This window comes from Alloprevotella sp. (genome assembly GCF_057240785.1).
The window spans coordinates 72,629-90,055 of the sequence record NZ_DBHHRH010000009.1 but is presented as its reverse complement, the minus strand read 5'-3'; the positions used below and the strand labels follow the sequence as shown (position 1 = coordinate 90,055).

The 17,427-nt window shown below is 41.1% G+C and carries 19 protein-coding genes and 1 tRNA gene; 3 read left to right on the top strand and 17 right to left on the bottom strand.

Annotation, left to right across the window (positions count from 1 at the left end):
• Nucleotides 1-77: 77 nt before the first annotated feature.
• The 11 genes from ACO4R2_RS02695 to dnaN all read right to left on the bottom strand — a co-directional run bounded on the left by ACO4R2_RS02695 (nucleotide 78) and on the right by dnaN (nucleotide 10,703).
• Nucleotides 78-347: a PqqD family protein gene (locus ACO4R2_RS02695; RefSeq protein WP_311490304.1), complete on the bottom strand. Its 270-nt coding sequence runs from the start codon at nucleotides 345-347 to the stop codon at nucleotides 78-80.
• Between the two features lie 15 nt (nucleotides 348-362).
• Complete coding sequence (locus ACO4R2_RS02690; RefSeq protein ID WP_484769065.1) at nucleotides 363-875, bottom strand: peptidase S41; 513 nt, start codon at nucleotides 873-875, stop codon at nucleotides 363-365.
• On the bottom strand, nucleotides 872-1,789 hold the full coding sequence (locus ACO4R2_RS02685; RefSeq protein WP_484769064.1) for a hypothetical protein: 918 nt from the start codon (nucleotides 1,787-1,789) through the stop codon (nucleotides 872-874). The genes ACO4R2_RS02690 and ACO4R2_RS02685 overlap by 4 nt, the downstream gene beginning before the upstream one ends.
• A 20-nt stretch (nucleotides 1,790-1,809) precedes the next feature.
• Nucleotides 1,810-2,214: a hypothetical protein gene (locus tag ACO4R2_RS02680; RefSeq protein ID WP_484769063.1), complete on the bottom strand. Its 405-nt coding sequence runs from the start codon at nucleotides 2,212-2,214 to the stop codon at nucleotides 1,810-1,812.
• Nucleotides 2,215-2,441: 227 nt separating this feature from the next.
• A complete protein-coding gene (locus tag ACO4R2_RS02675; RefSeq protein WP_311490308.1) occupies nucleotides 2,442-3,299 on the bottom strand; it encodes a sigma-70 family RNA polymerase sigma factor in 858 nt (285 codons plus the stop codon).
• A 33-nt stretch (nucleotides 3,300-3,332) separates the two neighbouring features.
• Nucleotides 3,333-4,997 (bottom strand): tetratricopeptide repeat protein, encoded by a 1,665-nt coding sequence (locus ACO4R2_RS02670; protein ID WP_484769062.1) that lies wholly within the window; start codon nucleotides 4,995-4,997, stop codon nucleotides 3,333-3,335.
• A 3-nt stretch (nucleotides 4,998-5,000) separates the two neighbouring features.
• The gene (gene recN, locus ACO4R2_RS02665) at nucleotides 5,001-6,662 is read right to left on the bottom strand and encodes a DNA repair protein RecN (RefSeq protein ID WP_484769061.1); all 1,662 of its coding nucleotides are present in this window, start codon (nucleotides 6,660-6,662) and stop codon (nucleotides 5,001-5,003) included.
• A 4-nt stretch (nucleotides 6,663-6,666) separates the two neighbouring features.
• Nucleotides 6,667-7,563 (bottom strand): type IX secretion system protein PorD, encoded by an 897-nt coding sequence (porD, locus tag ACO4R2_RS02660; protein ID WP_347719248.1) that lies wholly within the window; start codon nucleotides 7,561-7,563, stop codon nucleotides 6,667-6,669.
• Nucleotides 7,545-8,738: a bifunctional phosphopantothenoylcysteine decarboxylase/phosphopantothenate--cysteine ligase CoaBC gene (gene coaBC / locus ACO4R2_RS02655; protein WP_484769060.1), complete on the bottom strand. Its 1,194-nt coding sequence runs from the start codon at nucleotides 8,736-8,738 to the stop codon at nucleotides 7,545-7,547. Before coaBC ends, porD begins: the two co-directional genes overlap by 19 nt.
• Nucleotides 8,735-9,505, bottom strand: coding sequence for an exonuclease domain-containing protein (locus ACO4R2_RS02650; RefSeq protein ID WP_347719250.1), 771 nt, complete (start codon nucleotides 9,503-9,505; stop codon nucleotides 8,735-8,737). The genes coaBC and ACO4R2_RS02650 overlap by 4 nt, the downstream gene beginning before the upstream one ends.
• Nucleotides 9,506-9,581: 76 nt before the next feature.
• Entirely contained in the window at nucleotides 9,582-10,703 is a 1,122-nt protein-coding gene (gene dnaN, locus ACO4R2_RS02645; protein ID WP_484769059.1) for a DNA polymerase III subunit beta, read from the bottom strand.
• 158 nt (nucleotides 10,704-10,861) lie between these two features.
• Between dnaN and ACO4R2_RS02640 the strand changes: the two genes are divergently transcribed.
• Together ACO4R2_RS02640 and mtgA are read left to right on the top strand one after the other, a co-directional pair.
• Nucleotides 10,862-11,263 (top strand): DUF3127 domain-containing protein, encoded by a 402-nt coding sequence (locus tag ACO4R2_RS02640; protein ID WP_311490315.1) that lies wholly within the window; start codon nucleotides 10,862-10,864, stop codon nucleotides 11,261-11,263.
• A gap of 76 nt (nucleotides 11,264-11,339) precedes the next feature.
• The gene (mtgA, locus tag ACO4R2_RS02635; RefSeq protein ID WP_311490316.1) at nucleotides 11,340-12,026 is read left to right on the top strand and encodes a monofunctional biosynthetic peptidoglycan transglycosylase; all 687 of its coding nucleotides are present in this window, start codon (nucleotides 11,340-11,342) and stop codon (nucleotides 12,024-12,026) included.
• Between the two features lie 29 nt (nucleotides 12,027-12,055).
• Here mtgA and cdd read toward each other — a convergent pair whose 3' ends face one another.
• The gene (gene cdd, locus ACO4R2_RS02630; RefSeq protein ID WP_311490317.1) at nucleotides 12,056-12,532 is read right to left on the bottom strand and encodes a cytidine deaminase; all 477 of its coding nucleotides are present in this window, start codon (nucleotides 12,530-12,532) and stop codon (nucleotides 12,056-12,058) included.
• Between the two features lie 269 nt (nucleotides 12,533-12,801).
• Here cdd and ACO4R2_RS02625 point away from each other — a divergent pair, with 269 nt between their 5' ends.
• Nucleotides 12,802-12,933, top strand: a complete 132-nt coding sequence (locus tag ACO4R2_RS02625; RefSeq protein ID WP_311490318.1) for a hypothetical protein — start codon at nucleotides 12,802-12,804, stop codon at nucleotides 12,931-12,933.
• Between the two features lie 548 nt (nucleotides 12,934-13,481).
• Here ACO4R2_RS02625 and ACO4R2_RS02620 read toward each other — a convergent pair.
• The 5 genes from ACO4R2_RS02620 to nagA form a co-directional block, all read right to left on the bottom strand.
• Nucleotides 13,482-13,554 (bottom strand) — tRNA-Met (locus tag ACO4R2_RS02620).
• 91 nt (nucleotides 13,555-13,645) lie between these two features.
• Entirely contained in the window at nucleotides 13,646-14,827 is a 1,182-nt protein-coding gene (locus ACO4R2_RS02615; protein ID WP_484769058.1) for a class I SAM-dependent rRNA methyltransferase, read from the bottom strand.
• A gap of 80 nt (nucleotides 14,828-14,907) precedes the next feature.
• Nucleotides 14,908-15,540, bottom strand: a complete 633-nt coding sequence (locus ACO4R2_RS02610) for a 3'-5' exonuclease (RefSeq protein ID WP_484769057.1) — start codon at nucleotides 15,538-15,540, stop codon at nucleotides 14,908-14,910.
• Nucleotides 15,537-16,052: a DUF5063 domain-containing protein gene (locus ACO4R2_RS02605; RefSeq protein ID WP_484769056.1), complete on the bottom strand. Its 516-nt coding sequence runs from the start codon at nucleotides 16,050-16,052 to the stop codon at nucleotides 15,537-15,539. Before ACO4R2_RS02605 ends, ACO4R2_RS02610 begins: the two co-directional genes overlap by 4 nt.
• A 63-nt stretch (nucleotides 16,053-16,115) precedes the next feature.
• A complete protein-coding gene (gene nagA / locus ACO4R2_RS02600) occupies nucleotides 16,116-17,270 on the bottom strand; it encodes an N-acetylglucosamine-6-phosphate deacetylase (protein WP_347719256.1) in 1,155 nt (384 codons plus the stop codon).
• Nucleotides 17,271-17,427: the final 157 nt, after the last annotated feature.

The window sequence follows — 17,427 nt, the reverse complement described above, 5'->3', positions numbered from 1 at the left end:
GAATTTTTTGGAAAGAAGAAGCGCAACCAGAAAGAGTTACAAAAATCTGGTTGCGCTTAATAGTTCCTGAGAAGACATTAAGCTTCGACTATTCCTAGTTTTTTCCATTCCTCAACGAGAGCGTGAACATCTTGTTGAGCTGTTTGAGTATCGACGTCGTATTCTTCGCAAAGAGCTGCTGTAAGCTGTTCTTCAGAAAAATCATCGTTGCACACTTTTTCCCATAGGAAGGCTGCTGATTCATTGAGGTTTATCATCTTACTGAAGTCGAGGTTTTCAATTCCTTGTGGGATGATAACTTTTTCTCCGCATACATCGCGGAGTTCTAATCCTTTCTTTATTCGCATGTTTTTTTTCTTTGTTTATTGTTCAATTTTAATGGGGAAAAGGCGAAGCCAAATGTGCCGATATGCAGCTAAAATCCACCGACGAACAGGTGTGAGAAATATCCAGATGCGTGAATAGATGCGCCATTTTAGTCCTGTTACTAAGTCGGGCTTCTGTCTGCCTTTGCGATAAAATCCTAAGGTTATTCCCACAATGTCCTTCTGTTCACATACTTCTCTTCCTATGATATTGCCATCCCCGCGGAGGATGATTTTGTCGCCCTCAATCTGAATGATACGATGGAGAACATAGTGTGGTGCACTGATAATCTCGTCTGGCGTTGCTCCGCAGAGGCATGCTTTGGCAAGGATTACATCGCCCACTTTGGGCTTCTCGTTACACGGGCCCAGCAATACCTTGTCGCGCCGATCTTCTACAAAGATACGCATGCTAAAGCCGCGGACATGAAACGTAGCTGTGTGTCCTTCGTCTATTAAATCTTTGATTTGAGGGATAAATATGTCGTTAGGTAGAGAGATTGTTTTCATGCTTTTTCAGCGTTTTTGAAAACATATTTCTTGCCCGTACATGCTTCGAAGCTCATCTTTGCAGCTTCTTCGTCTGGGCGATTTTTTAAATGAAATACTGGAATCACACTGGCTACCGCACTGGCTGTGTCACAGATAGCGTTGTAGGAGGGTTTGTCCCAAATCATGGTGGAACATGAAGAGAGAATTGTGGCAAATCCCTGTAGTTTGTGTTCTTTCTCAATGATATTTTCTGGAGCCTGCTCTAAACGTACATAAGCTCCTATGGGAACACTTAATTGACGATAGAAATTACGTTTTCCACTCCACGGAGTTCCACAGACAAATGGCTTTCCGTCCACAATACGTATTGCGGGGTTATCGTCGTTTAGGATTTCTGTTCCTGGAATATATTTATTCCATAAATCGTTATGAGTACTCTTTCCTGTACCGCTCTTTCCTAAGAATAAGTAGCCACGGCCATCGTGTAGAGCCACAGAGGAGTGCATAAGCAATATATTATGGTGCGCTCCAGCAAAGGCAAAGGCCACCATCATTGCATTGTTAAGACCAAAAGCTCTGTTGGGAAGTTCGCCAAAGAGGGATATCTGACAATCGGAAAAGTTGGCATTGGTCCGGAGAGCACATGCTTTTTCGCCATTCAGGTTGGAAATAATCATCTTATAGCCTCCATTGGGTAATAAGTAGACGCCGTGGTTATTGCCTCCACAGTCAAATTGTCCTACCTCTGAACCTTCAGGCTTATCATTAACGAGTCCATCGCCAACAGTCATTGTAAACATTAGCTTTTCCTTGGTTTCTTTAACGTAAAATGGAGCGTATGTTTCTAGATAGTGGCGGCCGTCAACGTCGTCTAAAAAGAGAACGCGCAAGTAGGCCCCAGCAATGCAGAAAGAAAGGTCTTGCTTATTCATTTCTTGAAAGTCTGATAAAATTATTGTTCTTCAGTTTTCTGAACTGCAGGCACACTGAATTGGAAGTCAGAGGCAGATATTTCTTTGAGAGTATCAGGTTTTCCCTTGCTCAGTCTTTTGCGAAGTTTCAAATATTTTTTCTCTAATTTATTGCGATCTGTTGCAAAGAAAATAGCGCAAGTTTGATTACCTTGGTACTTAGATTCTAAAAAATGTTGAAACTCTGCAGAATAGAAACTGCGATACTCAAGAAAACCTGTCTTCTTTTGAAGGGAAGCCCCTTGTAAATCTTGCACAGAAGAGATATAAACAATGGAGTCATTGAAACTTGTGCTTACTCCAAAAACATAAATTTTGCCATCATCTTTAGCTTGCATGGCTATAGCCATGAGCATGGCGATAAAACTTAGGAATATCCTTTTCATTCTCATTTGTTATTTCTCTGCAAAGATAGTGTTTTACTATGAATCGCAAGTTTTACTTCCTTATATAATGGATAACGAACCGAAAATCATTCTCTTTATGAGAAATTACATATTTACAGATAGTAGACCTTATCAAAAGGTGGAGCATAAATGTGACAGGTCATTGTATAAATAAAAAAAATCTGCAAGTAACCTAAAAGTGCTTGCAGATTTGAGCGTCTCAAAAATTAGAGATATGTTTTCAGAATCGTACTTTCGTGGGCATTGCGCAAAAGGCTTATACCTTTTTCTTTGATTTGCCGGACTCTTTCGCGACTCAGATTCATCTTTTCGCCGATTTCCTCTAGGCTGAGTTCGGGGTAGCCGATACCAAAGAACATTTGTACAATTTGGCGTTCTCTTTCCGGTAGTTGATGAAGAGCTCGATCTACTTCTTCTTTCAGAGATTCGTTGGCGAGGTGACTGTCTGTAGCTGCATTTTCTGGATTGTAAAGTAAATCAAGCAGACAGCTATCCTCATCTTCTACGAGTGGCGCATCGAAGGAAATATGTTTCCCCGATGAGTGTAGAGCCGTGGAGATTTTATCTAGTTCTAGACCTGTTCCATCTGCAATCTCTTCGATCGAGGGTTTACGTTCGTTCTTTTGTACAAACTCATTGTAGAATCTCATCACGCGACTGGCATAACCCACTTGATTTTGAGGGAGGCGTACAATGCGACTTTGTTCTGCCAATGCTTGTAATATAGATTGTCTGATCCACCATACTGCATAGGAGATAAACTTAAAGCCGCGGGTTTCATCAAAACGTTTCGCAGCAGTGATGAGTCCAAGATTTCCCTCATTAATAAGATCTATTAAGCTCAATCCTTGACCTTGATACTGTTTGGCAACAGAAACTACAAAGCGGAGATTTGCACTAGCGAGTTTGTTGAGAGCTTCATTGTCGCCTGTCTTGATACGGCGTGCGAGTTCAACCTCTTCGTCAGCACTGATGGTAGGTTCCTTACTAATGTCTTGCAGGTACCGCTCTAAGGATTCTCCTTCGCGGTTGGTAATCATCTGCAGAATCTTCAACTGTCTCATAGGTTCAAGATTAGAAGGTTGAAAGATGTGATTTTATTGGTATTTCTTCATGAAAGATTCAACTGAGGTGTCGCCGAGTTGCTTTGCTTTGTTCAGATAGCTAATAGCCTTTGTCTTGTTTTTTAGTTCTCCATAGGCAATTCCTAGTAAGCGGTACGCATCAGCATTATCTGGAAGTTCCTTTATCAGGGCTTCTCCTGCATCAATTGCCGTTTGGAACTCGCCTGCAATAAGCCATAAGGAAACTTCTTCGAGACGATAATCGAAGTATTCAGGTTTTTGAGACAAAGTCTGCGCATAGCGGATATCATCAATGGCTTGTTTGTACATACGGCATGAACGTTCGGCTTGTTCGCGAATATAATAAAATTTTGCAGTAAGGGATGCAGGTCCCATTGCACTTTCATAATCATTGTAGTCTGCAACAGCTTGGCGAAACTTACCAAGGCGTGTCAGATATTGAGCACGAACGAAGAGATAGTTTGCGTCGTTCTTACTATAAGGTTTATTGAGGCGGTTTACGCAACTATCTAGAAGAGCAAGTATTTTTGTGCTGTCGCCTTTCATAAAGGAGAGTGCGTTGGCAGCTGCATAGAATGACTCTGGAGAGGCAAAGTTCGTGGTATTTACTTTATTATAAGCATCGTAGGCTTTATCATACTGCTTATTGGCATACAGACAGTGGCCTTGTTGCATGAGATAAAGCGGACTTGGATTAGCTTGATAGGCGAGTTCTGCTTCTTCTAACGCGCGCGGAAGGGTCCAATCTGAATTATTGGAAGTCTGTAGTGCAACGTTGTACATGAGTTTACTAAGAGTAAAGTGTATGCCATCAGCTTTAATGGTTGACTTTTCAGAACTTTTTGATAGAGCTGTCTTAAAGTCTTTCTCTGCGAGAGAATAGAGCTTCTTTGTGGCATAGAACGTGCCGCGATTAACGAAACCTTCGGCATTGTCTGGGTAGGTCTCAATGAAATCATTGAGTGTTGTTATGTAGGCCGTACTATCAGCAGAGCTCATAAGATAAATATAAGCCAATGCTGCTTTCTCATCATTAGGAAGTGCCTTCTGAATTTTGATTTCCTTCAAATCGGGATTGAGTGAACCTGTCTCTGTGATATTGAGCGTATTGATGGCTTTTATATCAAGAGCACAAGCTGTAGTGGCTCCGTTTGTGAAGTTCTTTTGTACGATGGCAGCTACACGCCGATTATTGTCGATAAGGGGACAACCAAAGTTCTTGTCAACATTTTGAGCATTAAGGTCAAAGTATTTGTATTGGTTGAAATCAGATACATTCGTTATAATGGCGGCAACTCCGGTGCTCTTGTAGGTTGCTAAGTTGAGAAGTGTTCCATTTTCGGGTGTTGCCGTACTCTGTTCTAAAAAAGGAGTTTTGTGTGAATCAGTACGAAATTTTGCTAAGTCAAGGACGCTATTTGCTCCTAGGATACGGACTACATTGAATTTCTTTCCTTTGGCATCAATAATTTCTGCTCGGTAAGCTCCTTTTAAAAGATTGAAGGAGACAACTCCTTCCCCTTGGCCGTTAATAAAGAAGCCATAGCCATTTGCCAATATAGTACCATCGGCTTTATACGTAAATATGTTGAAGACTGCGTCAGACGGACCTGCAATACCTATAAAGGGAAAAAGTGTAGATAAAGTTAAAATGAAGGATAATAATAGTTTTCGCATGTTTTATTGAAGTTTTAGTAAGGATTTCGCATTGTTGATGGCTGCCTCGGTCATTTGTGCGCCTGAAAGCATATTGGCAATTTCTTGTATGCGCTCTTCGGTGGACAACAAATCTATATGGCTAGATGTTCCATGTTCATTTTCTTTTTTGAATACACGATAATGGTAGACACCAATAGCTGCAATTTGTGGGAGGTGAGTAATGCAGAGAACCTGGCAATTTTTCGCCATACGATTCATAACTTCAGCCATCTTTTCTGCCATAGTACCTGAAACACCTGTGTCGATTTCGTCAAACACAATTGTCGGTAAGTTTCGGCTTTGTGAGATAATGGCTTTTAAGGAAAGCATCAAGCGAGCGATCTCTCCACCAGATGCAATTTGAGCCACATCCTGCATAGCCGTATTTTTATTTGCACTGAAGAGGAACGTTACTTTATCGGCACCATTACTATCTGGCTGATTGCGGTGTTCAAAAGAGAAATTGAGACGAACACCAGGCATTCCTAATTCTTGCAGTTGAGTGATGAGTTCTTTTTCAATTTTTTCTGCTGCTTTTTGGCGACTGACAGTCAACTCCTTAGCTGCGGCATACATTGCTTGTTCTGCTTTGTTGACTTCTACAGTTTTCTTAGCTACTTCTTCATCAATATTTTCAATTTTATTGATGAAGTTCTTAAGTTCTTCCTGCTTTGTTAGCAACTCTGCAACAGTTTCAACATTGTGTTTCTTTTCGAGCGAATAGATGGTATTGAGTCTGTCATCGACAAACGCTTGTCGTGCGGGATCAAACTCAACAGATTCTAGCTGCTGCTCTAGTTCATCTGCAATATCTTCAAGTTCTATTCTTACACTGTCTATTCTTTCGGATAAGGTTCCAGCAATGGGGAAAACTTTTTGTATAGAGGATAGAATCTGACTACTGCTTTTCAGCTCCGTGACGGGATTGTGCTCATCAACAGAAAAAAGTCCTGACGCCTGGAAAAGACTCTGCTTGATTTCTTCTGCATGCGAAAGAGTATTGGACTCTTCTTCTAGCTGCTCTTGTTCGCCTTCTATGAGTTGCGCTTCTTCAAGTTGTTGTAATTGAAAATTGAAAAAATCTGTATCATTCTTGTCTTTTTCTGCTTGTTCTTGGAGTCTAGTTAATTCTGTGGTAGCACGTTGCCACGCAGTGTATTGTGTCGTGTAGTTTAATAAGACTTGAGGATTGGCAGCAATAGTATCGAGAGTTTCTATGAGAAAATGTTCATGCCCCAAAAGTAAGTTTTGGTGTTGTGAGTGTATATCTATTAGATGACTACTCACTTCTTTTAGAAAAGAGAGAGGAACGGGACTGTCGTTGATGAAAGCACGACTTTTTCCTTGTACGGTGACTTCGCGGCGTACAATACATTCCTTTTCATCAAAATCAATGTCGTGGTCTTCTAATAACTTCTCAAGTTGAAGCCCCTCTACTTGAAATATAGCTTCAACATAGCATTTTCTTTCTCCTGTTTTGATAACCTTAGCATCAGCCCGCTGCCCCATGATGAGACCTAAGGCTCCAAGAATTATACTTTTTCCGGCACCCGTTTCGCCTGTGATGACAGAGAAACCATTTGAAAAGTTGATATCTAACTTTTCAATGAGCGCATAATTGCTTATGTGTAAGTGCTGTAGCATTGTTTTATTTCATTTGTCGCCAAGATGAATTCTTTGACGCATTGATATTGGATAGTATCTCAACAATCTTTTCTTTCTCTGCTGTGGTGCCTTTTCCTTTATAGATATTAACCAATTCGTCAGCTTTTATATCTGTAAAAACTTGTGGGAGAGAAGATAACGATTTGTTTTCGTGCGACTTTTGTAAAAGTCCTATAGCTTCTGTAATAGCTGCCCGTCCGCGGTCAGCATTTTCAGCCATAATATCAAGTCCTTCTCTGTAGTATTTGTATTGCATGCGGCGGAAGGGTTCCATTCCGCTATCTAGCATGTCATTGATAATGGCATATCGATTCTTGGAATCATCAAAAGCTTTCCAACCTTTAGAAGGAAAACTCTGAGCATTATTCACAATGCTTTGCGCTACTGTCAATGCGTCGGTCCCTCCAAGAGGTGACATGGTGTCGTTATCTATTCCTATAATTAAATAGGCATAGTATGCAATAAGAGCCGTCAGTTCATTATCAATAACGTCAGGGCGAAATTCTAATTTATCGTACTGCTGGAAGCGGAAATTGAATGAAGGATCTTGAATGCTAAAGGCTGTAGTAGTATACGCTGAATTATAAACAGGCCGGATACTTTGCACACTAAGGGTACATTCGAATGAATTGTCTGATTCATTGTATTTATTGACAATAATATTGAATGTACATCTAATTCTTTCGTTTTTCCGAAATTGCATATTCGTCCACTGCCGAGTATTGATAAACTCCGTCAGTTGTTGCTGTAAATCATCAAATACCGCTGTTGAGGATTGGTTTATCTTCTGATGATTAACGCTAACCTTAGCTTCAAGTTCTTGAGCTTTCATTTGTGTACAGAGCACAAGGAAGAAAAGAATTATTCGAATAATCCGCATAAGAAATCGACAATGTCCCGCGCCACTTCAGTTTTACTTTTCAGTGGATAAGGATACTCTTTGTCATTATTTAGAATCGTGATTTGATTTGTGTCGTATTGGAACCCCGCACCTTTATCATTGAGAGAATTCAGTACAATAAAATCTAAATTCTTTTTCTTTAATTTCAGGCGAGCGTTATTGTGTTCATCCGTTGTTTCAAGCGCAAAGCCCACAAGTTTTTGATAAGGAGTTTTTGCTGCTCCAAGAGCTGCTGCAATATCTTGCGTAGGTTTTAGCTCGAGAGTTAGATTCTCTCCCTTGCGTTTTATCTTCTCACTGGCTGTTTGTGCCATGGTAAAATCTGCAACTGCCGCACAAAGAATTGCTGCAGTTGCTTTTTTGAATTTCTCTGTAGTCGCTTCGTACATTTCCTGTGCGTTTTCAACATCTGTACGAAAGATATTCGGGTGATGCGTAGTAAGATTCACAGGGCCAGCAATGAGTTCAACTTTTGCTCCTCGTGCTGCACATTCCTCTGCTAATGCAAAACCCATTTTTCCACTTGAGTAGTTGCCGATGAAGCGTACAGGATCAATCTTTTCGTAGGTGGGACCTGCTGTAATGACAATTGTTTTATCTGTCAAGCGTTGCTGTCCGTTGAAAAAAGCTTTGAGAGTCTCGTATATTTTTTCAGGCTCTTCCATTCTTCCTTTTCCTACAAGATGACTGGCTAATTCTCCTTGTGTGGGTTCTATGATATAGTTGCCACGTTGCTTCAGAATTTCGAGGTTCTCTTGTGTAGAAGCATGGGCAAACATATCCAGGTCCATTGCTGGAGCTATAAAAACTGGAGCCTTCATCGACAAGTATGTTGTGATGAGCATATTATCGGCAATGCCGTGAGCCATTTTCCCAAGTGTAGCAGCTGTTGCAGGTGCAATAATCATTGCATCCGCCCACAATCCGAGGTCTACATGGCTGTGCCAAGTGCCATCACGCTGTGAGAAGAAGTCGCTGATCACTGGTTTAGACGTTAGAGCAGATAAGGTGATAGGCGTGATGAACTCCTTGCCAGCAGGTGTGATGACAACTTGCACTTCTGCTCCTGCTTTGATGAACAGACGTATAAGTGTACATGCTTTATAGGCAGCTATGCTGCCAGATATTCCGAGAAGGATGTGCTTACCTTTCATCGTGTAGCTGTATTCAGACGTAAGCGCATAAGAGTTTGTTTAGTGTCTTGTGTGAAATCGCCTTGCATCATCCAGCCAAAATAGCCGGAATCTCGTTGCAAAACGTCGGCAACAGGCTGTCCTTTATATTTTCCAAAGTTAAACACCGGAGTACCTTGCTCATCGTAGACAAAGCGACCAGCCAAGTCTACATTTCTGTTCTGACGTGAAAATTCTGCAAGCCACTCTATATTATTGTGAAGCTCTTCTCCGTACTTGTCGAGCTGAGCCTGAAGAACTTCGTAAGTAGCTTTAGTGTCGGCCAAAGCCGTGTGAGCGTTCGTGAGGTCTTGGTTACAATAGAATTTGTAGGCAGCTGAAAGGTTTCGCTGTTCCATCTTGTGGTAGATAGTTTGGACGTCTACTAAGCGACATTTGGAAATGTCAAAGTCGGCGCCAGCGCGTGCAAATTCTTCTACGAGGAGAGGAACATCAAACTTATTGGAATTAAATCCTGCTAAGTCAGCCCCTTGAAAGATAGCTGCTAGTTCTCCTGCTTTATCCTTGAAATAAGGGCAGTCTGCAACATCGGCATCATAGATACCATTTACGGCCGATGCCTCAGCTGATATGTGAATCCCAGGATTAAAGCGAATGACCTGTGATTCCTCGTTACCATTTGGGTAAACCTTTATAAAACAAAGTTCGACAATGCGGTCACTGGATATTTTAAGGCCTGTGGCTTCAATGTCGAAGAATATAATGGGACGTGTAAGTTGAAGTTTCATTCTGTTTTAGGTGAAAAGAATTATACATTACAGTCTAATTGAACGCAATGTATAATTCTTTTATCTGTTATATGTATCAATCTGGAAGCATGAGAGGCATCAGAATCATCTGAACCTCTTCGTTTTCTTTCTGCTCGGCAGGAATGATGACCCCTGCACGACTTGCGTCGGCCAATCGGACAATCACATCCTCGCCTTGAATATTATTGATAATCTCAAGGAGAGACGGACCTTTGAATCCAATGCTCATGGGATTACCAGAGTACTCGCAGAGTAGAGATTCTTCTGCTGACATTGCAAAGTCAATATCTTGAGAAGATATTGTCAACTTGCTAGGTGATAGCTGAAGTTTTACAAGTGTGCTAGCTGCACCAGAGAAAATCAAAACACGACGGAGGGTTGCCATCAGCGCATCGCGATTAACAGTTACGATGTTTGGATTATCCTTTGGGATGACTGCACTATAGTTCGGAAATTTTCCCTCGATGAGTCGGCATGTCATTTCGAAGTTTTCTGTGTAAACATCAGCATTTCGCTCATTGAAGAGGATACGAACATCGCCCGTCTCTTTTTGTAAAACATTCTTTAAGAGTCCAGCAGGTTTCTTAGGGAGAATGAAAGCTCCTTCCTTTGAAGCTTGAGTATTCAATATTTTATTGCACGTCAGCTTTTGTGCATCTGTTGCAACAACGGTAGCGTTGTTGGAAGCTATATCGAAGAATACGCCATTCATTACAGGACGAAGAGGATCGTTGGCTGTTGCAAAGATAGCGCGTCCTAGAGCTTCATAAAGTAGTTCTGCACCTACGGTCAGTCGTGAGGCATCGCTAGGCATTTCAGGAGTGACGGGATATTCATCGGCAGGTTGTGCCATGAAGTTATAGTGACCTCCTTGGTATTGGATAGTAACATCGAGATTACTACCAACGAAGAATTCCAATGGTTGGTCTGGAATTTCCTTCATTGCATCTTGGATAGTCTTAGCGTTCACCGTGAAGCGGATGTCTTGTTCGCTCTCGATGAGTTCGATCGTCGTTTTTAGTGTACATTCATTGTCCGAGGCTGTGATACGGAGCTTCTGCTCCTCAATTTCAAAAAGAAAGTTGTTGAGAATAGGCAGACTGTTTTTTGCTGTAATCACGCGGCCGGTAAGTTGTAGACGCTGTGAAAGCAATGAACTATTGAGTACGAATTTCATGTATGTTTATGATTTGTATTTCTTAATTTTATTGTGCTGACAAAGTTACATAAAATTCTAATATGAGTAAGAAAATGCTTTTTTTTTAATCTTAAAATCCCTATAGCTCTGATTTTAATTGTAATTTCGCGGTCGTAGAAAATAAAACATAGATATAAATGGAAATTACAGGTAAAATTATTCAAGTTCTTGAAAAACGTAGTGGTACTTCTAGTCGTAGCGGAAATGCTTGGGCCTCTCAGGATTATGTCCTTGAGTTTGTAGACGGCAATAGCCAGTTCCCTCGCCACATGGTGTTCAATGTGTTTGGTGAAGATCGTATTTCGCAGATGAACATTCAAGTAGGTCAGACTCTTACGGTTTCTTTCGATGTAGATGCTCATGAATATCAAGGACGTTGGTTTAATAATATCCGTGCGTGGCGTGTAGTTGCTGCCTCAGAAAATGCAGTCCCTCCTGTTGTAGATGCAGCTCCTATAACCCCTGCTACAGATATTCCTGCTCCTACAGCAGATGTAGCTCCTGCTAGTGAGGACAAAGTAGATGATCTGCCTTTCTAATTTAAAGTAAGATATTTCCTATACGGATGAAACTGACGTAAGTACAGTTTCATCCGCTTATTTTATCTTGTGAGTTATGAAAATCAAATTTATCGCGAAGGTTTTACGCTGGATTGTTGCTAGTTTCTTTATTTCTTCAATAATAGCAGTAATAGCATATCGCTGGATTCCAGTATATGTTACTCCTCTGATGCTGATTCGTTGTGTGCAGAGTGTAGCGAATGGAGAATCGCCAAAGCTTTATCATCATTGGATACCTTTAGATGAAATGTCCGTGTACATGCCGGTTGCTGTGATGGCTTCTGAAGATCAAAACTTTCGTCATCATCATGGATTTGATATGAATGCTATAGTCGACGCAGCAAAAGAAAAAATGGAAGGTAAGCGCCGGAGAGGAGGTAGTACTATCAGTCAGCAGACTGCAAAAAATGTCTTCCTATGGCCTAGCTCAACATGGATTCGTAAAGGATTTGAAGCTTACTTTACTGTATTAATTGAGTTGTTTTGGTCAAAAGAACGGATTATGGAAGTATATCTCAATTCTATTGAAATGGGAGATGGGATATATGGAGTAGCTGCAGTGGCTGCTCAGAATTTTGATTGTGAAGCCAATCAGCTGACGCGCTCAGATTGTGCTTTGATAGCAGCAACTCTTCCAAATCCGAGACGTTTTAGTAGTAAACATCCTGGACCTTTTATGCGAAGTCGGCAACGTTGGATTCAGCGTCAGATGCGGAATATTGATGTTATGCACATGGATTAAGTGCTCAAGTTTGAATTATTCCAAGGTTTTTATAGTGAGCTTTCGTTGAATTGAAACGGAAGCAGATCTGCAAAAGATTCAAAAATATAGATTTTATCCTTTCCGTAGAGTAGAACGCGAAAAGGATGAAATCTATGTTCTACTTCTGCTAAAACTTGGCGGCATGCTCCACATGGAGAGATAGGGGAGGGTGTAAAGGATTTGTTTGTTCCTCTTGCAGCAATTGCCAAAGTTTTTATACCAACTTCGGGGAATTGAGCATTGGCATAAAACATTGCGCAACGTTCAGCACAAGTTCCTGTAGTGTAAGCTGCATTTTCCTGATTACTTCCTTTAATGATTTCCCCATTATCAAGCAAAATTGCAGCACCTACGCTAAAATGAGAAAAAGGAGAATAACTAGTATGAGTGGCTTTTTTAGCTTGTTCTATTAGCTGAAAGTCTTCTGCGCTAAGTTCTTCTTCCTTAGCACTTTTATATTGAATTTCGATATGTTTAGATTCCATATTTATGTGATAGTTGAGTAGGTGCAAATTCCATCCTTCCGTGCAAACATACGAAAAAACTCTAAAATGGAGCATAACTATATCGGAAAATTGTAAACTTGACTTCCCAGAGCATAAAGTTAAATGCTAAAAAAGCCAATAAAGAACTGTTTATATGCTTTTGCTATCTGATACTTCGCAATATCTTAGTATTTTTGCACTGAGAAAAGAAATAGACATAAAAACAGGACTTCCTAACGATACGGGAGACCACTAAAAAGACGAAAATTATGAAAGAGAAAAAATTAATTGAAATGCTGCAGTATCGTATCAATCGTTACAAAGAGATGAGAAATGGATCAATGTGCCAGAATCTCAACCAGCAGCTTCAGCGCTTAATGGCTGGTAAAGGCGCACAGTAAAGAACTTTGTAAAGCATAATATAGCCGTGGTTATTACAACCACGGCTTTTTATTTTTTTCTGGAATTACAATGAGGCCTAGGATGAACGCAAGATGATGACACAGCGTAAAATACTATCTTTTGACTTGTTTTTTTTTGTAGAAATAATTCTTACTCTATGGAGCTGAGAATGCATTGAAATCCAAGATTAGTGTATGAGGGTGGAGATAGTGCAGCAATGAGATGTTACTGAAATACTCTTTTCTTCAGCTCTTTAAAGGAGATATTTATTTTTCTATTATAGAGATTGGAAATACAATAAGAGGATTTTTAATCACAATAAGGTTGTTGGCTGCTATCCTTATTGATTTTTCAGAGAGAATAAGGATGCAGAGACCTTTGGCGTCTGTTTCCTAATCTGTGTTTCGATACGATTGTGGCAATAGAACAGTTCAATATTTATAAAAATAGAGAGTAATTTTCCTCTTTCCTTTTTGTTTTTGAGAAAAGCTTGGAGAACTATAAAAAGAAAAAGCATTCAACTTAAAACTGTTGAATGCTTTTGAAGTTGCGGAGGCTCGACTCGAACGAACGACCTCCAGGTTATGAGCCTGGCGAGCTACCAACTGCTCCACTCCGCGATATTCAGGATGTTATCTCCCGTTTGCGAGTGCAAAGTTAGTATAAAGTTTTCGACCAACCAAGGATTTTTCAAAAAAAATGTAATTTCCCTTATTCTACCTCTAAAACAAGTCCCTTTAGATACTCCCCTTCAGGGTGATAGATATTGATGGGATGGTCGGCTGGTTGATGCAGCTGATGTAAGATGCGGACATGGCGGCCAGCTTGTGCTGCTGCTGTAAAGACTGCTAAGCGGAATTGGTCTTTATTCACGGCCTGCGAACAGCTGAAAGTAAAGATGATTCCGCCTTTACGGATTTTAGAAATGGCAATAGCATTAAGGCGCGTGTAGCCTTTGAGTGCATTGCGAAGCGCACCCTTGTGTTTCGCGAATGCTGGAGGATCAAGGACAATAAGTTCGTAATCGTCGCCTGCCCTTTCAAGGAATTTGAACGCGTCTTCTGCATAAGCATCATGTCGGCTGTCACCTGGGAAATTGAGTTCTGCATTTGCTCGCGTCAGATCTATAGCTTTAGCACTACTATCTACACTAGTGACGCGTGTGGCTCCACCTCGGAGTGCGTAAACACTGAATCCGCCTGTGTAGCAAAACATATTAAGCACGTTCTTTCCTATGGAGTACTGCTCCAAGAGCTTTCGATTCTCTCGCTGATCAATGAAGAAGCCTGTTTTTTGCCCTCGAAGCCAATCGATATGGAACTTGAGTCCGTATTCTATGGCTATGTTATCCTCGTTGCCCCCAATGATAAAACCGTCCTTCTCGTGTAGATCTGCCTTGAAGGGAAGTGTGGTTTCGGACTTATAGTAGACATTTTCGATAATTCCTTTGCAAACGTCAATGAGCGCAGCTGCTATTTCTTTACGATAGAGGTGCATACCAACGGAATGGGCTTGCATCACAGCTGTTTTACCATATAAGTCGATGATGAGACCTGGTAGTTGGTCACCTTCTCCATGAACAAGACGAAGAGTGTTGTTATCTTCACGCCCTACCAATCCAATTGAACAACGCATATTGAACGCTTCGGAAAGACGTTCTTTCCAGAATTCATTATCGATTTTACGTTCAACAAAGGACAATACGCGTATAGCGATAGATCCAATTTGATAATGTCCGATAGCTAAAAAATCTCCTTTGTGGTCAATGACTCTTACTAACTGGCCTTCAGTGAGATTGTCGGGCATTCTTTGGATGGCACCAGAGAATATCCAAGGATGGAAACGTTTAAGACTTTCGGCTTTTCCGTGACGTAATTGGATGGTTGGATACATATATTTTTGAATAGTTTACAAAAGGAAGGATGAAACGAAAATAATTGTTTTGCCTATCTTTCGTTTCTGTTATTAAAGGCTTATTGGAGTGTTTCTGCGGCAGGCTGAGGTTTTAGCAGTGTAAAGCCTGTTTCGCGTAAATGTTTAAGTTCGTTGTAGAGCATGATACAAGAATACGCATCCGTAGCTGCATATGTTTTTTGCGCGGGGCTAAGAATATCAGCTTCCCAATTACTAAGTTGAGCGCTCTTTGAAATCCGTTGATGAAAAACATTTGCAAAGATTTTCTGAAGGCTCATGTCTTGAATACCCATTTCTTTTACATAGTCTTGCAAATCAAGAAACTGGCCAGGAACAAAGGCATGTCGTTGAGCTAGCATGTGGATGTCGTCTTTTAACGAAAGACCAACTTTTAAGATTTCTTTGTTGGCTAATAATTTGCGCAATGAAGAAATAAAGCCAAAGGAGTTGAGACGAAAAAGAAAGCAAATGTCTTCGGTTGCAATTTGCAACAGTGCAACTTGGTGAAACACGCCTTTACGGAAAGATGGGCGAGTTTCAGTATCTATTCCTAAAATCTTGGATTTCTCAAGTGCAGCCACAGCTCGTTCTGCTTCTGCTTCACTTTGAATGACAACGATGCGCCCTTCATACTTGAAGCGCGGCAATCCTGCAATGAATTTTTTATCGGTCTTAATGAAGAGTTGTTTCATTCTTGATAGTTTCCTCCGAATTGAGCATCATGCAAAGCTCGAAGAGCATTAAGAAGCGTCTGTCCCCAGTAAAGTTTGAATTTTTCAACTGCATCGAAGAGAGCTACTTGCATAGGTTCTTCGAAACCTTCACGGAAAGTTTCGACTAATTCTCTAAGAACCTGATAAATATCTGCTAAATTCTCACTGATAGTACAAAGTACTGGTTGGTCTGAGTATTTGAAATCCTCTACAAATACATCCAAATAATCGTCTCGTTCAGCTAAAATAGCTGCGACATTGTGGCGGATATAATCGTAGTCCGCTTCGGTTAGTTTTCCTTCATTGAAACCAGGAATTTCTGGAATATCTCCCAATAGAGACATTTTGAGGTAAATCATAGGTAGAATACCGCGCATCACATCAATAAAGTGGTTGCGTTCTTCTCCTTCTGTCTGCTCCACTTGCTTGCAATATTCTGTCGCAATGGTAATCAAGTCGAGCACTGGTTGGCTGTAAAGGAAAGAATTCATGAATATGTGAGAAATAGAGTGATAAGTAAACGGGAGCACTTGTGTCTCCCGTTTTTCTTAGTATTATAAATCATTTCGAGCGATACGCCCCATTGCCATAACGAAGTGGAGTTGTTGCTCCTTGTCATAGATGACAATGTCTGCATCTTTCCCCTTTTGGAGTGAGCCTTTGCGATCGTAGATGCCCATGATTTTTGCAGGCGTTTCGCTCACCATGCGAATGGCATCTTCCATTGGTATGTGAGCTTGCTGAACAGCAGTGCGAACGAGGCGATCCATTGTAGCTACAGATCCTGCTATGGCAGAGCGATCGGCTAACTTGCAAACACCGTCTTCAATAATAGTTCCTGGATCGAAGCACTTAGTAGTGTCGCTGGCAGCAACTGCTAAAGAGTCGGTAATCATGCTAGTTCTTTCTACGCCTTTGAACTTGTAAATCATATTGAGGATGACGGGGGGGACATGAATGCCATCCGCAATCATCTCTACCGTAATTTCATCCATATCATAGATGGCCTCAACAGTTCCAGCATGCTTAAATTCACGTACTTTGTAGAAACCACGCATGGCGTTATAGAAGTGATTGGCATGTGTGAAACCTACTTGTAAACCTGCCTTCACTTGGTCGAAGTCAGCCTTTGTGTGCGCAATAGCATTGAGCACTCCATGCTTACGACAGCATTTACCAAATTCTAAAGCACCCGGAAGTTCAGGGGCAGCACTCCAGCGCTTAATGCAATTAGTGCTATCGAGGAGAGGAATATATTCTTCAGGATCTGGATCCTTAATATTTGCAGGGTTTTGGCCACCAGCCATATCTATATTAAGGTAGTGTCCTTCAAGATGAAGTCCCATGACAGGCGTATTTTCCTCTTTCATCATCTTCTCCGTTGTGCTTACTGCCGCATAAATCATGGGCATCGTTGAAGACGAAAGAGTGGGGTAGATAGCCGTGGTGCCATGCTGCATGTGCGCATCTATCGCAACCCGAAAAGCTTCTTCGGTACCTTCCATGAAGTCACGGCCACCACCGCCATGGCAGTGCTGTTCTATTCCACCAGGGACGATGTCGCCTCCCTTAGCATCTATGCGCTCAGCTCCAGCAATGGGGAGGTCGCTATTTGAAACTTCAAGAATTTTGTTGCCCTCAACAATCACAGAGCCACCTTCTAGCCAGCCTTCTGGAGTGAGGATCCGTCCATTAAATATCTGTTTCATTTGTAGCAATAGGTTTAGTATTCTTATGCAAAAGTAAGCATTTCTTCTGACTATATACAATAAAGAGAGGGTTTTTGCGGTTATAGAATAGATGTAGAAAGCCTCTTTATGTGTGGCTGAAACTTCTTGCGCATTGCGTGTTTATCAGATTGAAAAT

Bases quoted from the DNA above. Each gene is read 5' to 3' on its own strand.
- ACO4R2_RS02675 (WP_311490308.1), bottom strand. From the start codon at position 3,299: ATGAGACAGTTGAAGATTCTGCAGATGATTACCAACCGCGAAGGAGAA.
- ACO4R2_RS02610 (WP_484769057.1), bottom strand. From the start codon at position 15,540: ATGAAACAACTCTTCATTAAGACCGATAAAAAATTCATTGCAGGATTG.
- mtgA (WP_311490316.1), top strand. From the start codon at position 11,340: ATGAAAATCAAATTTATCGCGAAGGTTTTACGCTGGATTGTTGCTAGT.
- cdd (WP_311490317.1), bottom strand. From the start codon at position 12,532: ATGGAATCTAAACATATCGAAATTCAATATAAAAGTGCTAAGGAAGAA.
- porD (WP_347719248.1), bottom strand. From the start codon at position 7,563: ATGCGGATTATTCGAATAATTCTTTTCTTCCTTGTGCTCTGTACACAA.
- ACO4R2_RS02690 (WP_484769065.1), bottom strand. From the start codon at position 875: ATGAAAACAATCTCTCTACCTAACGACATATTTATCCCTCAAATCAAA.
- ACO4R2_RS02670 (WP_484769062.1), bottom strand. From the start codon at position 4,997: ATGCGAAAACTATTATTATCCTTCATTTTAACTTTATCTACACTTTTT.
- ACO4R2_RS02615 (WP_484769058.1), bottom strand. From the start codon at position 14,827: ATGTATCCAACCATCCAATTACGTCACGGAAAAGCCGAAAGTCTTAAA.
- nagA (WP_347719256.1), bottom strand. From the start codon at position 17,270: ATGAAACAGATATTTAATGGACGGATCCTCACTCCAGAAGGCTGGCTA.
- recN (WP_484769061.1), bottom strand. From the start codon at position 6,662: ATGCTACAGCACTTACACATAAGCAATTATGCGCTCATTGAAAAGTTA.
- ACO4R2_RS02680 (WP_484769063.1), bottom strand. From the start codon at position 2,214: ATGAAAAGGATATTCCTAAGTTTTATCGCCATGCTCATGGCTATAGCC.
- ACO4R2_RS02605 (WP_484769056.1), bottom strand. From the start codon at position 16,052: ATGAATTCTTTCCTTTACAGCCAACCAGTGCTCGACTTGATTACCATT.
- ACO4R2_RS02695 (WP_311490304.1), bottom strand. From the start codon at position 347: ATGCGAATAAAGAAAGGATTAGAACTCCGCGATGTATGCGGAGAAAAA.
- ACO4R2_RS02685 (WP_484769064.1), bottom strand. From the start codon at position 1,789: ATGAATAAGCAAGACCTTTCTTTCTGCATTGCTGGGGCCTACTTGCGC.
- ACO4R2_RS02625 (WP_311490318.1), top strand. From the start codon at position 12,802: ATGAAAGAGAAAAAATTAATTGAAATGCTGCAGTATCGTATCAATCGT.
- coaBC (WP_484769060.1), bottom strand. From the start codon at position 8,738: ATGAAAGGTAAGCACATCCTTCTCGGAATATCTGGCAGCATAGCTGCC.
- dnaN (WP_484769059.1), bottom strand. From the start codon at position 10,703: ATGAAATTCGTACTCAATAGTTCATTGCTTTCACAGCGTCTACAACTT.
- ACO4R2_RS02650 (WP_347719250.1), bottom strand. From the start codon at position 9,505: ATGAAACTTCAACTTACACGTCCCATTATATTCTTCGACATTGAAGCC.
- ACO4R2_RS02640 (WP_311490315.1), top strand. From the start codon at position 10,862: ATGGAAATTACAGGTAAAATTATTCAAGTTCTTGAAAAACGTAGTGGT.